General features: G+C 64.9%; 11 protein-coding genes and 1 riboswitch. Of the genes, 5 read left to right on the top strand and 6 right to left on the bottom strand.

Features of this window, described 5'->3' with window-relative positions; genetic code table 11:
• Positions 1-141: 141 nt before the first annotated feature.
• Both AC57B6_RS20340 and AC57B6_RS20335 read left to right on the top strand, forming a co-directional pair.
• The gene (locus AC57B6_RS20340; RefSeq protein ID WP_444513518.1) at positions 142-1,284 is read left to right on the top strand and encodes a metallophosphoesterase family protein; all 1,143 of its coding nucleotides are present in this window, start codon (positions 142-144) and stop codon (positions 1,282-1,284) included.
• Positions 1,281-3,905 (top strand): AAA family ATPase, encoded by a 2,625-nt coding sequence (locus tag AC57B6_RS20335; protein ID WP_496421983.1) that lies wholly within the window; start codon positions 1,281-1,283, stop codon positions 3,903-3,905. Before AC57B6_RS20340 ends, AC57B6_RS20335 begins: the two co-directional genes overlap by 4 nt.
• Before the next feature lie 72 nt (positions 3,906-3,977).
• On the opposite strand, the gene cobJ is transcribed toward AC57B6_RS20335, so the two are convergent.
• The 4 genes from cobJ to cobG are packed head-to-tail and all read right to left on the bottom strand — an operon-like array spanning position 3,978 to position 8,558.
• A complete protein-coding gene (gene cobJ, locus AC57B6_RS20330) occupies positions 3,978-5,771 on the bottom strand; it encodes a precorrin-3B C(17)-methyltransferase (RefSeq protein WP_496422066.1) in 1,794 nt (597 codons plus the stop codon).
• Positions 5,768-6,499, bottom strand: coding sequence for a precorrin-2 C(20)-methyltransferase (locus AC57B6_RS20325; protein ID WP_106354746.1), 732 nt, complete (start codon positions 6,497-6,499; stop codon positions 5,768-5,770). The genes cobJ and AC57B6_RS20325 overlap by 4 nt, the downstream gene beginning before the upstream one ends.
• Positions 6,500-7,126, bottom strand: coding sequence for a precorrin-8X methylmutase (locus AC57B6_RS20320; protein WP_144194529.1), 627 nt, complete (start codon positions 7,124-7,126; stop codon positions 6,500-6,502).
• Positions 7,119-8,558 (bottom strand): precorrin-3B synthase, encoded by a 1,440-nt coding sequence (cobG, locus tag AC57B6_RS20315; protein ID WP_496421982.1) that lies wholly within the window; start codon positions 8,556-8,558, stop codon positions 7,119-7,121. The genes AC57B6_RS20320 and cobG overlap by 8 nt, the downstream gene beginning before the upstream one ends.
• Positions 8,559-8,641: 83 nt before the next feature.
• A riboswitch (cobalamin riboswitch) is annotated at positions 8,642-8,820 on the bottom strand.
• Between the two features lie 84 nt (positions 8,821-8,904).
• Between cobG and cbiE the strand changes: the two genes are divergently transcribed.
• Genes cbiE through cobM form a run of 3 tightly spaced genes read left to right on the top strand, consistent with a single transcriptional unit; the run spans position 8,905 to position 11,651 of the window.
• The gene (gene cbiE / locus AC57B6_RS20310) at positions 8,905-10,140 is read left to right on the top strand and encodes a precorrin-6y C5,15-methyltransferase (decarboxylating) subunit CbiE (protein WP_496421981.1); all 1,236 of its coding nucleotides are present in this window, start codon (positions 8,905-8,907) and stop codon (positions 10,138-10,140) included.
• A gap of 13 nt (positions 10,141-10,153) precedes the next feature.
• Positions 10,154-10,876 (top strand): cobalt-precorrin-6A reductase, encoded by a 723-nt coding sequence (locus tag AC57B6_RS20305; protein WP_216750559.1) that lies wholly within the window; start codon positions 10,154-10,156, stop codon positions 10,874-10,876.
• Positions 10,877-10,922: 46 nt separating this feature from the next.
• Positions 10,923-11,651 (top strand): precorrin-4 C(11)-methyltransferase, encoded by a 729-nt coding sequence (cobM, locus tag AC57B6_RS20300; protein WP_216750558.1) that lies wholly within the window; start codon positions 10,923-10,925, stop codon positions 11,649-11,651.
• A 19-nt stretch (positions 11,652-11,670) separates the two neighbouring features.
• Here the strand turns inward: cobM and AC57B6_RS20295 are convergent, their stop codons facing one another.
• Complete coding sequence (locus AC57B6_RS20295) at positions 11,671-12,804, bottom strand: polyamine ABC transporter substrate-binding protein (protein WP_496421980.1); 1,134 nt, start codon at positions 12,802-12,804, stop codon at positions 11,671-11,673.
• Between the two features lie 55 nt (positions 12,805-12,859).
• Positions 12,860-13,813 (bottom strand): agmatinase, encoded by a 954-nt coding sequence (gene speB, locus AC57B6_RS20290; protein WP_496422065.1) that lies wholly within the window; start codon positions 13,811-13,813, stop codon positions 12,860-12,862.
• Between the last annotated feature and the right edge of the window lie 146 nt (positions 13,814-13,959).

The following is a 13,959-nucleotide window of genomic DNA, read 5'->3' as shown; positions in this document are numbered from 1 at the left end:
CGATCGTCCAGAAACGCGAGTGTAGCGCCGCTGTTCCTGCTGCGTGGCACCGGCCCGGGACTTTCTTTGAGCGGCCGGCGCGGTAACATGAGCGCCGAATGACGGTTGAGTCACGAGGCAATTGAACGGAATGGAGGCACAGTGATCAGGTTTCTGCACACCGCGGACTGGCAGATAGGCACGCAATTCGGCCAGTTCGAGCCGGACGATGCCGCGCACCTCGCGGAAGCGCGCTTCGAAACCGTGCGGCGGATCGCCGGGGAAGCCGCCGCGCGCAAGGTCGACGCCGTGCTGGTCGCGGGCGACGTATTCGACTTGCAGACCGTCTCGGATACAGTGATTCGCCGTCTGTTCGGCGCGTTGCAGGCATTTTCCGGCCCATGGATCATGCTGCCCGGCAATCACGATGCCGCGCTGGTCGAGAGCGTGTGGACCCGTGCACAGCGCCTGAACTGCATCGCGCCGAACGTGGCGGTGGTGCTCGAACCCGGCGTGGTGACCCTCGACGCCTGCCAATGCGCATTGCTGTGCGCGCCGCTCACGCAACGCATCACCTACGACGACACCACGGGCTTCTTCGACACAACCGAAACGCCGCCGGGCTATCACCGCATCGGACTCGCGCATGGCAGCGTGAGCGGAATCCTGCAGGAGGGTATCGATTCGTCGAACCCCATCGCCGCGACGCGTGCTGCCAGCGCCCGTCTGGACTATCTTGCGCTCGGCGACTGGCACGGCCATCTGCGGGTCGACGAGCGTACCTGGTATGCCGGTACGCACGAGCAGGACCGGTTTCGCGCCAACGAGCCGGGCTTCATGCTCGACGTCACGTTGAGCGAGCCTGGCGCCGTACCGGCCGTCGAAGCGGTGCGGGTGGGGAAATATCAATGGCATCGCTGGGAGGAAACGATCTCGGTGCCGACGGATGTGGATTCGCTCAGAACGCGCCTTGGCGCATTGGGCAGTCACGACGTGCTGCGGGTCACGATAAGCGGCACGGCCGCGTTGGCCGACGCGGAGGCGATTCACGTCGCGGTGGAAGAAACCCGCGCGCGGGTGCGTGCGCTGCGCGTCGATCTGAGCGGCCTGCAGGTGCTGCCTACCGCCGCCGACCTCGCCGAACTCGGCGCGCAGAGCGGCTACCTCGCGAAGGTGGTGGCGCGTCTGCGAAGCTTGCAGGAAGACCCGCAGTCCGACCCGGAGAAGGTCAAGCGCGCGGCGGAGGCGTTATTGCTTCTCGCGCGTTTTCAACGTGAACTGCCGCGCGAAGCGAGGTCCGCATGAAGCTGGAAAGTATTGCGATTCAGGAATTCAGGCAGTTCACCGGCCGCCTTGTCATCGACGATCTGCAGCCCGGGCTCAACCTGTTCACCGGTCCGAACGAGGCGGGCAAAAGCACGATCGCCGAAGCCGTGCGAGCGGTGTTCCTCGAACGCTACAAGGCTTCGCATCTGAAGGACCTGTTGCCGTGGGGCAAGGCAGGTGGGCAGCCCTCGGTTGAAGTGACGTTCGATCTGGACGGCACGGCGTGCCGCCTGTCGAAGCAGTTCGTCACACGGCAGCGCTGTGAGTTGAAGATCGGTCAGGCGGTGTTCGGTGAGGATGAAGCCGAAGACAAGCTCGCCGCATTGCTCGGCTTTTCGCGTGCCGCGCGTGGGCCGCTCAAGGCGGAAAACGCCGGCGTCCCCGGTTTGTTGTGGGTCCAGCAGGGCGCCACGCAGGAGGTGCGCGACTCCACCGGGCACGCGGCGCAGTATCTGCGCGACGCGCTTTCACAGCTCTCGGGCAGCAGCGAGTCCGCGGGCGAGGACGCGTTGATCGCTGCCGTGCAGCGCGAATTGCGGCAACTGCTTACCGCGCGTACGCAGAAGTCCACCGGGCCGTTGGCCGAGGCCGAACAGGCGTTGGCGGCGCTCCAGCAGGAACGCGGCGAACTGGAGCAGCAGCGCCAGCAATTCGACGACAACATCGTGCGGCTTGCCGCGCAGCAGGAAGCTTTCGACGATGCGCAACGCAAACGCCCCTGGGAGCTTCACGAGCAGAAAGCGGTGCAGGCGCAACAGCGTGCCGATGCCGCGGCGGAACTCGAGCGTAGTCTTCAGGCGCTCTCACAGTCGTTGCAATTGAGGGACGCGGAATTGGCGCTCTCGTTGCAGCAGGAACAGGCGGCGAACGAACTGGAGGCGGCCGTCGCACGCGAGAGGCAGCAACTCGATGCCGCGCGCGCCAACGTGGCGGCGATACAGAACGAACATGCGCAGGCTCAGGCGAGCGTGACGCAACTCGAGCAGGTGTATGCCGACGCCACGCGTGCGCAGGAACTGGCGAACGCCGCAGTGACCGCGGGCGATCTGCGCAGTCAGATTGCGCTGCACCGTGCCGAAAGCGAGCGGCTTGAAGCAGCGATTGTGGCTGCCGACAAGGCAAATGAGACCGTGCTGGAGGCGACGCGCGCGGCTGCCGCGCTCGAAATCGACGCAGCGCAGTTGAAGCGGCTGCAATCGTTCGATGCCGAATTGACCGTGCTGCGCGCGCGTACCGAAGCGGCGATGACGCGCATCGAATACCGGCTGACGGGTGCGATTAGCGTCGGCGATACGCAGGTAAGCGGTGATGGTGTGTTACGGGTCGATGAGGAGAAGCGGATCGGCCTTGGCGAGCTTGGCGAATTGCGCGTGATTCCGGGCGTGTCCGATCTGTCGGCGCAGTTGTCCGAGCTGGCGTCGCTCGAAGCTCGTCATGCGCAGTTATTGCAGGCGCTGGGCGTGGCGTCGCTGGGCGAGGCCGAGGCCCGGCACGAGCAGTGGAAGACGCTGGTCGCGCAGCAGAAAAGTCAGGCGAAGATTCTCGAAGTGCATGCGCCGCACGGTATCGACGCGTTGCGTGCCGCCCTGGCGACGGCTGCTGCACGTTTGCAGACCTCGAATGAGCGGCTGGCGCTATTGCCCGATGCGTCCGCTGCGCTGCCGCTCGACGAAGCTCGCCGCAATGCCGACATCGCGCGCGATGCATTGGAAGCCGCCAGAAAGGTGCTGGCGCAGGCCGCGGAAAGCAGATCAACCGCTACCGCAACGGCAGAGTCGCTCGCGGTTCAGTTGCAGCGCAAGGAAGCCCAATTGGGCGACGAAGCGTTCTGCCGCAACCGTGCGCAGTGGCAGACGAAAATCGTCGAGCAGCGCGTGCAGGTCGAAGCGCTGAAAAAACAGCTCGAAGGACGTGAGCGCGAACTGGAAGCGGCGCGTCTCGACGATCCGGCGGCTGAAGCGAAACGCTATCGCGCGTCGGCTGAGCTTGCGCGCAACGAGCAGCATGAGCGGCAGGTGCGGATTGCGCAATTGCGCAGTCAACTGGAGACGGTTGGCGCGTCCGGGCTTGGCGAACGTCTCGCCGCCGTGAACGCTTCGCTGGAACAGGCCACGCGCCGTAAAGACGAACTGAGCTTGCGGGCAGGTGCGTTGAGTTTGCTAGACGAGGTGCTGGTCGACGAACGCGATGCCGCGGTGGCGCAACTGCGCGCGCCGTTGACCGAGCGCCTCGGACACTACCTGAAGCGGATTTTTCCGCAGTCGACGATCGCGCTCGGCGACGATCTGAGTCCCGCGACGCTGGATCGTTATGGTCGAGCGGATACGCTCGATGCGTTGAGTTTCGGCACGCGCGAACAGTTGGGCATCCTGACGCGGCTTGCCTATGCGGATCTGTTGCAGGCATCGGGACGCCCGACCTTGCTGATGCTCGACGATGCCGCCGTGCATACCGATGCGGCACGGCGCGACGCGATCAAGCGCGCATTGATCGACGCGGCCACGCGGCACCAGATTCTGGTGTTCACGTGCCATCCGGAGCTTTGGGACGATCTGGGGGTGCGGCAGCGGGCGATTGACGATCTGAAAGTGGCGGCTTAGCGGGCTAAGCGGGTCGCCTTTGTTGAACCAGGCGGCTACCCCAAAGGAGGGTGGTATGAGCGAGCCGACCGCTCACTCATACCAGCGCGGCGTATACACCCACTCGCCACCGTCGACGCCGTTGGTAAACCCGCGCGTGGTCGACGAGCCGACGATCACCATCGTCCGCATATCCACATCGGACGAGCGCAGTTCTCCTAGCGTGATCGTACGCAGCGTGCCGCCCGGTCTGCCGATATCGCGACCGAGTACCACCTTCGTTGCTGCCGTGCGATATTCCCGCAGGATATCCAGTGCCTTATCCAGTTGCCACGGTCGTGCGCGCGAGATCGGGTTATAGAAAGCCATCACCAGATCCGCTTCGGCCGCATGCCGGAGGCGCTTTTCGATGATGGTCCACGGTTTCAGATTGTCGGATAGCGACAGCATGCAGAAATCGTGACCCAACGGCGCGCCGGCCTGTGCGGCAGTCGCCATGGCTGCCGACACCCCCGGCACGATGGCGAGTTCGACCGCACGCCAATCGGCGTTCGCCGAACCGCCTTCTTCGAGCGCCTCAAGCACCGCAGCCGCCATCGCGAACACGCCAGGATCGCCCGACGACACCATCACCACCGACCGTCCTGTGCCAGCAAGTTCGAACGCATGGCGGGCCCGCTGCATTTCCTCGCGATTGTCGGTGCCGTGCACGCGTTGATCGGCGCGCAACGGGCCGGCCATTTTCACGTAGGTTTCGTAGCCGAGGATATCGGTGGCTTCGTTCAGCGCGGTTCGTGCGGCGGGCACCATCAGGTCGGCGCGGCCAGGGCCCAGGCCGATCACGGTCAGGCGGCCGCGCGCGCCGCCAATCGTGTGCGGGTCGATGGCCAGCGCGGCCAACGCGAGGGCAACGCCTGCGTCCGCATCGTCGTGCAGCGTTTGATAAGGGACGCGCAGCGCGGCGTGCAGCAGATTGCTCGGCGGTTCGCCGTCCTGCGGGCGCGGCTGGGCAAAACGCAGCGGCACGTTCAGGCTCGCTGCGGCATCGGCGAGCGCCGCGTCCAACATGTGTTCGGAAGGCGCCAGCAATGCCGCGAGCGAAAGCGGCGCAAGACCGTGCGTGTCCAATGCGTCGCGCACCAACGCCGCGATCCGCGCGCCTGAACCCGTCCGGGAATCGGATCTGGAATTTGCGCTGAGGTTTGCGTTCGTAGCAGAGGGCGAGCCAGAACTAGCACCCGCACCCGGCACGGTGACTGCCGCCACCACGCTCCGAGGATGAATCACCAACTCATCATCACGCCCATCCCACGCACGGGGTGTCACGCGAATCGCGAGACGTGCCGATTCGGAGCGCGGCAGTTGCGCATCGTCGAGCCACGGCGCTTCGCCCTCGATTCGCGTGCTTTCTCCAGCGAGCAGGTCTGAAACAAAGCGCTTGCCTTGCGCGATATCGGCGAGTGCATAACCTTCGGGTGGATTGAGCACGCAGGTGCCGAAGCGCAGTTCGCCACTGGTCGTAATCGCAGGCGGCACAGCCAATTCAGCCGCGATCTCACGCGCCATCACGTTGACGCCTGCAAGGCCGCCGAGCAATGGCACGACCGCGCTGCCATCTTCCGCGACGGCCAGCACGGGCGGCTCGACGCCCTTGTTCGACAACAAGGGCGCAATGCAGCGAATCACGATACCGGCGGCGCACAGCGCAACGATCGGCGTGCCGCGCGCATACAGATCGCACAGATGCGCGCGGAGTTCCGCATACGACACGTCAGCTTCGACGCGCCCCTGCAAGGCGTGCACCTGGGAACCGGCATACAGCGTCTGGATACGCCGTGCGGTTGCCAACGCGCCCGTGCCGAGAATGACAATGGCGGGCGGCGTCATCCTTGCCATTTTTCCCCCGGCACCACAAGCAGCGAGAAATACGGCGAGGCCATCGGGTCGACTTCGTCGAGCGCCACAATACGTTGATTGCCCATCGTCGCGCGTTCGACGTAAAGCGCCCGATGCGCGAGTCCCAGTTCGACGAGTACGCGCCGTACCTTATCGAAATTGCGGCCGAGTTTCATGATGACCGCGGCGTCGGCGTCGGCAAGACGCCGGCGCAATTCGTCTTCGGGCAACACGCCGGAGAGCACCGACAAACTCTGATTGCGATACACCAGCGGCGCGCCGAGCACGGCCGCACCGCCGAGCATCGAGCACACGCCGGGCACGACTTCGGCCTCGAAACGCGTGGCAAGGCGGTCATGCAGATACATATACGAGCCGTAGAAAAACGGGTCGCCTTCGCAAATCACCGCGACGTCGCGGCCGGCGTCGAGATGGCCGGCAACGATCTCCGCGGCGGTGTCGTAGAAATCGGCGATGATCGCTTCATACGAAAGCGGCGGTGCGAGCGCTTCGGTCGTGACGGGATACACGAGCGGCAGATGCTGCTGAGCGTCATGCAGATGCGCCTCGATGATGCTGAAGGCATTGCCCTTTTTACCCTTCGCGACGAAATACGCGACCACGGGGGCCGCTTTCAGCACGCGCAGCGCTTTTAGCGTGATGAGTTCCGGGTCGCCGGGGCCGACACCCAGGCCGAATAAACGTCCTCGCACGGTCATTTACTCGACCTCCGTCGCCAGCGCATTCACCGCGGCGGCGGCCATCGCGCTGCCACCGCGCCGGCCATGAATCACGACGTAGGGCACGCCGCGGCTATTTTCCGCCAGCATCGCTTTCGATTCGGCGGCGCCGACAAAGCCGACTGGAAAACCAAGAATCAGCGCGGGTTTCGGTGCATCGTCGTCGAGCATGTCTAGCAGATAGAAGAGGGCGGTCGGCGCATTACCGATCACCACGACGCTGCCGGCCAGATGCGGCCGCCACAATTCGAGCGCGGCGGCCGAACGCGTATTGCCGAGTTCGCGCGCGAGAGCGGGCACGTCCTGATGCGTGAGCGTGCAGATCACTTCGTTGTTGGCGGGCAATCGTGCGCGCGTGATGCCCTGCGCCACCATGCCGGCGTCGCACAGAATCGGCGCGCCTTGTGCCAGCGCCGTGCGGCCCGCGGCGCCCGCCCCCGCGGAAAACCGCAGGTCTTCAATGACGTCCACCATGCCGCAGGCGTGGATCACACGCACCGCGAGTTTTTCGAGGTCGGCGGGAATACGCGAAAGATCGGCCTCAGCACGTATCGTCGCGAAGGATTGGCGATAGATCTCCTGACCGTCGCGAATGTAATCAAGCATCTAAAGGGCTCCGGGCCGGGTGGGCCAATGAGTCGAGCATGTCGGCGGCCTGTTCGATCGTAAGTTGGTGCGCGACGCACGCGCCGAAATCCGGTTCGCCGGTGTGTCGATAGAGGTCATAGAGGCCGGGCGCGGTGGCCAGCAGCGTGTACGGCGCGCAATGGGCCGCAGCGCATGAGCGCGGACAGCCGCTCAGATGAACGTCGACGCCAGCGGGCAAGCGATTCGCCAGAAGCAGTGCATCGGCCTTGGTGTCGGCGAGGCTTTTTGCGCAACCCGTGGAACCGGCGCAGGCGATCAGGTGCGTAATCGGCTGCGCGGGATCGCAGGCGAGACCTAGCGCGTTCATTTCCGCGAGCGCGGCGGATGCGTTATGCGCCGCGATATCGGGAAGCAATACGCTTTGCCAGGGCGTGATGCGCAGCGTGCCGTTGCCGTGCTGCTGAGAGAGTTCCGCGAGGCCGCGTAATGCGGCGGCGTCGAGGCGCCCAAGCGGCGGCTGCCCGCCCACGTGCTGCAGGCCCACCACGCGTTGAGCATGCGCGCCGAGCCGCAGCGTGGCATCGGCAAGCGTGCCGCGTTGCCAGTGTGCGAGCGACGCGTCGCGTGACAGCGGGAAATCGACGTACTGACGAGCGTGCTGCAAGACGGCGTCGATGGAATGCGCGGTAAGCAGATGACGCATGCGCGTGGCATCGGCGGTGCCCAGGTCGAGGAACGTATGCAGCAGCGCGCGAACCAGGCCGGTGACCTGCTTGGGCAGAACGGCGCCGAGGGCGCCAGGTTTCGCGTTCATCTCTGCAGCGGGGCAACCGGCCAGGCCGAACACAAATCGCACGCCGTCTTCGGCTTGCGTCGCCGCCAGCCAGACATCGTGCGGATGATCGACTCTCGCAAGGCGCTCGCCGCCGTCGAGCAATAGCGCGAATTTGGGCGACAGCGCCGCGAAACGCGCTTCGGTCTGCAGCAAGGCAAGCAGTTCGGCGCAAAGAGGCCGCGTGTCGAACAGTGCAAATGGATCGCGCCCGGCAGTCGGACTCAGCATCACATTGCGCACGTCGTCCGCCGAAGTCGCGAGCAGCGACTTGGCGGCATCTACCGCAGCGTCGGCTCGAATCGGCTCGACAGCCGGTCCGAGGCCCGCGTCGAGCAACGCCGCGATCAGTGCCGTTTCCTGCCCGCTGCGCACGCCACGCACCTGCAGATTCGCGCGATTGGTCAGCTCGATCACACCGCTTGCATGCCGCGTGCTGGCCTCGGCGATCGCGATGGCCTGTGCGGCGCTCAACTCGCCGCCGGGCAGTTTGATCCGGCAGATCCCACCGTCGCGCGCGGCGACGATGCGCAGCAGCCCCGGACATGCGGAGGGCCGCAGCGCGAGCGCCGCGTCAGGCAAAACAGTGGAGGGCGAAGCTTGCTTCAAGACGGACACCGGGTTGAGCGTCGCGCGATAGCCCGAGCGCCGCCCTTACGGGCATTGCTGCGGCATCGGTACACCCCGCCCGATGGTGGCTGGCACGAACAGTCTGGCCGGCAGGTCTCCTGGCTGGCAGGTCATCGTCCGCCGCGGCCTTCCCGGTTAAACCAGTGGCGCGCAGCGCAGGCGGACTCGCTGCATACAGTTGCGGGGGCAGCCACAGCGATACTGTGTTCCCTCTTCGGCCCCGAAGGGCACCGGCGGCTGTATTATGCCTTTTTTCGAACAGCACAACGAGGCTGGACGCTTTGACCGGCGTGGCACAGCACAAGATTTGAAGACACAGAATGAGGATGGATGCATGCCGGCGTGGCTGACTGTGGTGGGCATAGGCGATGACGGTTTCGCCGGCTTGGGGAGGCCCGCGCGGCGTGCTTTGCTGGAAGCGTCGGTGATCTATGGCGGCGAACGTCATCTGGCGATGCTGCCCGGGCGTCTGGCCGCGCGCCGGACAGCATGGCCGAAGCCGTTCGATCTTGCACCTTTGCTGGCGGAGCGTGGTGGGCCCGTGTGTGTGCTGGCGAGTGGCGACCCGATGCTGTTCGGCGTCGGCGCGACGCTGGCGCGGCGGTTGCCGCCCGGTGAGTTGCGAGTTCTACCGGCGCCGTCGTCGATATCGCTAGCGGCTGCGCGGCTGGGCTGGCCATTGCAGGACGTCGCCACGGTTTCGCTGGTGGGGCGGCCATTGCCGGCGCTGAATGCCCATTTGTACGACGGCGCGCGCGTGTTCGTTCTGAGCGCTGACGGGCGTACGCCCGCAGCGCTGTCTGAGTTGCTGAACGCGCGCGGTTTTGGCGCGACACGAATGAGCGTGCTGGAACATTTGGGCGGCGACCTGGAGCGGTGTATCGACGGACGCGCCGACCAGTGGTCCGCGGGCGACGTGGCGGCGCTCAACCTGGTGGCGCTCGAATGCCGTGCAACGGAAGGCGCGCCGCGTTTGCCGTTGACCACCGGCTTGCCCGACGACGCCTTTCGCCACGATGGTCAGTTGACCAAGCGCGACGTTCGCGCGATCACGCTGGCGCGCCTCGCGCCGACGCCTGGCGAATTGCTCTGGGACGTCGGCGCGGGCAGTGGCTCGATTGGCATCGAATGGATGCGTGCGCATCCGGGCTGCCGCGCGATCGCGATCGAAGGGCACGCGGAGCGTCAGCGGTTCATCGAACACAATCGCGATGCGTTGGGCGTGCCGGGTTTGCACCTGGTCGCCGGCCGCGCGCCCGAGGCACTGGCAGGATTGGCCGCGCCGGATGCCGTGTTCATCGGCGGCGGCGTGACGGTGCCAGGCGTGCTCGATGCGTGCTGGACGCGGCTGCGCGCAGGCGGCCGACTGGTCGCCAATGCCGTCACGTTGCAGGGCGAGGCGGCGCTCGCGGCATGGCGGGAGCAGCATGGCGGCACGCTGACCCGCATCGCGCTGGCCGAGGCTCAGCCACTCGGCGGTTTCGATACGTGGCGTCAGGCGTTGCCGATTACGTTGCTGGAGGTCACAAAACAGGCCAACGGCGCGTCCGGCAACTCACCTCAACCGTAATCGGAGCCGTGCAATGAAGCGCGTTCTGCTGCTCGGCGGCACCGGCGATGCTGTGCGGATCGCCAGACAACTCGGTCATGAGCATGTGTACAGTCTCGCGGGCCTCGGCAAGGTGCCGGACGATCTGCCGTGCGCGGTGCGTGTGGGCGGCTTCGGCGGTAGCGATGGGATGGCGCGCTATATCGCGGACGAACGTATCGACCTGGTGATTGACGCGACGCATCCGTACGCCGCGCGGATTAGCGCTAATGCTGTGAAAGCGAGTGACGCGGCGCGCGTGCCGTGTTGGGCACTGCGGCGCGAAGCCTGGCTGCCGCAAGCCGGCGACGACTGGCGCATGGTCGGCGATTGGGCCGAACTCACGGCGGCGCTCGCTTCATTCAAGCGGCCGCTTTTCACGCTCGGCCGCGAACCGCTTGCGCATCTCGACGAAATCCCTCTGCGGCAGTTCTGGACGATACGTTGCCTCGACGCATCCGAAACCCATCCGCGTGCGCGGATTCTGGCGACACGCGGGCCGTTTACACTCGAAGGCGAACGAGCGCTGTTCGGCGCGGAAGCCTTCGATGTCATCGTCAGCAAAAACAGCGGGGGTAGCGCCACCGAGGCGAAACTCGAAGTCGCGCGCGAACGCGGCTTGCCGGTCGTGATGCTGCGTCGCCCTGAATTGCCCGCGGTCGATCGCGAGTTTGCAAGCGTGGCCGACTTGCTGGAAGCGTTGCGAGTCTCAGCCTGAATGGCAGGTGCATGACATGCCGACTGAACGAATCATGGAGTACTGAATGACGGTGTTTTTTATCGGTGCGGGTCCCGGTGACCCGGAACTGATCACAGTAAAAGGACAACGCCTCGTGCGCGGCTGCCCGGTGATCCTGTACGCCGGCTCGCTGGTGCCGGCCGCCGTGTTGGACGGGCATAGTGCCGAGCAGGTCGTGAATACCGCCGAACTCGATCTCGATCAGATCGTTGATTTGCTCAAGGCCGCACACGACAAAGGCCAGGACGTGGCGCGGGTGCATTCAGGCGATCCGTCGTTGTACGGCGCAATCGGCGAGCAGATTCGCCGGCTTCGCGAACTCGATATTCCCTACGAAATCGTGCCCGGCGTAACGGCAACCGCGGCTTGCGCGGCGACGCTCGGTTGCGAACTGACGCTGCCCGATATCTCGCAGACGTTGATCCTCACGCGCTTCGCCAGCAAGACAACGATGCCGGAAGGCGAGCAACTCGCCGACCTCGCGAGACATCGGGCGACGATGGCGATTCACCTCGGCGTGCGTCATCTGGCACGCATCGTCGATGAGTTGCGGCCGCATTACGGCGGCGACTGTCCAATCGCGGTGGTCTATCGCGCGAGTTGGCCGGATGAGGAGAAGATCGTCGGTACGCTCGACGATATCGTGGGCAAAGTGCAAACGACCTCCATCGAGCGTACTGCGCTGATTCTGGTCGGGCAGGTACTTGCCGCGGACGGGTTCGCCGAGTCCACGCTGTACGCGAAAGGCGCCTGATTCGCGCGGCGCCGACTCGTTACCCTCCGGTTTTTAGCTGCGCCCACAGCCTGCCTTCCAGGCGCTTGATCGGGGCAGGCAATGGCTTGAGCAGAAACAGCGTTTTCAGCACGGAATCAGGCGGGTACACGGTCGGATCGTTGAGAATTTCCGGGCGCACGAATTTGCGGGCGGCCGCGTCCGCGTTCGGATAAAACACCTCGTTAGTGATGCCGGCATGAACCTCGGGCCGTTCGATGTAGTTGATCCAGTCGAGCGCGGCTTGCGGATGCGGCGCATCTTTCGGAATCGCCATCATGTCGAACCAGACGGGCGCGCCGCCTTGAGGAATGAAGTATTTGACCTCGTAACTCTTGCCGGCTTCGCGCGCGCGATGGCTCGCCATCGACACGTCGCCTGACCAGCTCAGCGCGAAGCAGATATCGTCGCCTGCGAGATCGTTGATATAGCTCGTTGCGTTGAACTGCGTGATGTACGGGCGGATCTTCTTTAGCGCTTCGTACGCGGCCTGGTAGTCGGCGGGGTTCGCACTGTTCGGATCGCGGCCGAGATAGTGCAGCGCGACCGCGAATACATCGGTCGGTGCGTCGAGCACCGACACGCCGCAAGTTTTCAGCTTGCTCAGATATTCGGGCTTGAAAAGGATGTCCCATGTATCGAGCGGCGCGTCGTTGCCGAGAATCTTCCTGACCCGCGTCACGTTGTAGCCGAGCCCCGTGGTGCCCCACGCCCACGGCACGGCGTACTGGTTGCCGGGATCGGCGTCGGCGACCAGCTTCAACAGGCTGGGGTCGAGGTTCGCGAGGTTCGGCAGCTTCGATTTGTCGAGTTTCTGGTAGATGCCGGCCTCGATCTGCTTCGCGAGAAAGTTCGAGGTGGGTACCACGACGTCGTAGCCGGTCGACCCGGTCAGCAGTTTTGCCTGCAAGGTTTCGTCGCCGTCGTAGACGTCGTACCGCACGTGAATGCCGGACTCTTTCTCGAAGTTCGGCACGGTGTCCTTGGCAATGTAATCAGCCCAGTTGTACAGATTGAGTTGCTTGTCGTCCGCGTGCGCGGCGGTGCTGAACGAGCTGAACGTGCAGAAGGTGCAGAGCAACAGCGCGGACAGTGTTGGCGCGGCGGGCGTCCGTTTCATGACGGTATGGGGCATGGTGATAATCCAGAGAGATTTCAACGGAGGAGTAACGACACTTACACGCAGGCGCTTACTCGCGCTGCTGACTTTGCAGCTTCTGGTTACGCATCAGGCACAGCATGTCGGCGGCAAGGTGCGCTGCGGCGAGCGCGGTAACGTCGCTGTGATCGTAGGGCGGCGACACTTCCACCACGTCCGCGCCTACCAGATTCACGGCGCCCAGCGCGCGCACGATTTCAAGCGCCTGCGCCGAGCTCAGACCGCCCGCCACCGGCGTGCCCGTGCCGGGTGCGAAGGCCGGGTCGAGGCAGTCGATATCGAAGGTGAGGTAGGTCGGCGCATCGCCGACGATCGACAACACTTCGTCGATGGTCGCCTGCGTGCCGTTGCGATGCACCCACGGCGCGTCGAGAATGCGCACGCCCATGAAGTCGTCGTTCCAGGTACGAATGCCGACCTGCACCGAGCGGGCGGGGTCGATCAGCCCTTCGCGAATGGCCTTGTAGAACATCGTGCCGTGGTTCAGCGAATCGGGGTTGTCGTCCGGCCAGGTATCGCAATGCGCATCGAAATGGATCAGGCTCAAGGGCTTGCCGAATTTTTCAGCGTGCGCGATCAGGAGCGGATAGGTGATGTAGTGATCGCCGCCGAAGGTCAGCATGCGCGTGCCGGCGGCAAGAATTTCCCGGGCGTGGGCAACGATCGCGTCGCGAATGCCGAGCGGGTTGTGGGCGTCGAAACAGCAGTCGCCGTAGTCGACCACGTTGAGATGGTCGAAGGGATCGATGCCCCACGGAAACGCGCCCAGGTCCGCCAATTGCACCGAGGCCGCGCGCATCCCGGCCGGCCCGAAACGCGTGCCGGGGCGGAAGGTGGTCGCGAGATCGAGCGGAATGCCCGATACGGCGACGTCGACGCCGGCGAGATCGCGCGTATAAGGGCGGCGCATGAAGGACAGCACGCCCGCGTAGGTGGGCCCGGCGGGGTGCCCGGCGGTGGCCGTGTCAGCGCGCGCCGGGGGCATGGCTTCGGCGTGCGGGGCGTGCAGGTTTTGGTGAAGGGTCTGGGACATACAGATCGATCCGGTCGGTTTCAAAGGACGCCATGACACAAATACTGTTCATGTCTGGCGAAATGGCTAAAGGCACGGGAAGGGCGTTGGCGCTATGA

The organism is Paraburkholderia sp. BGA-UO-ETr-F12, assembly GCF_059567945.1.
Note: the sequence above shows the minus strand (reverse complement) of the source record. Positions and strands in the feature narration are given on the sequence as shown.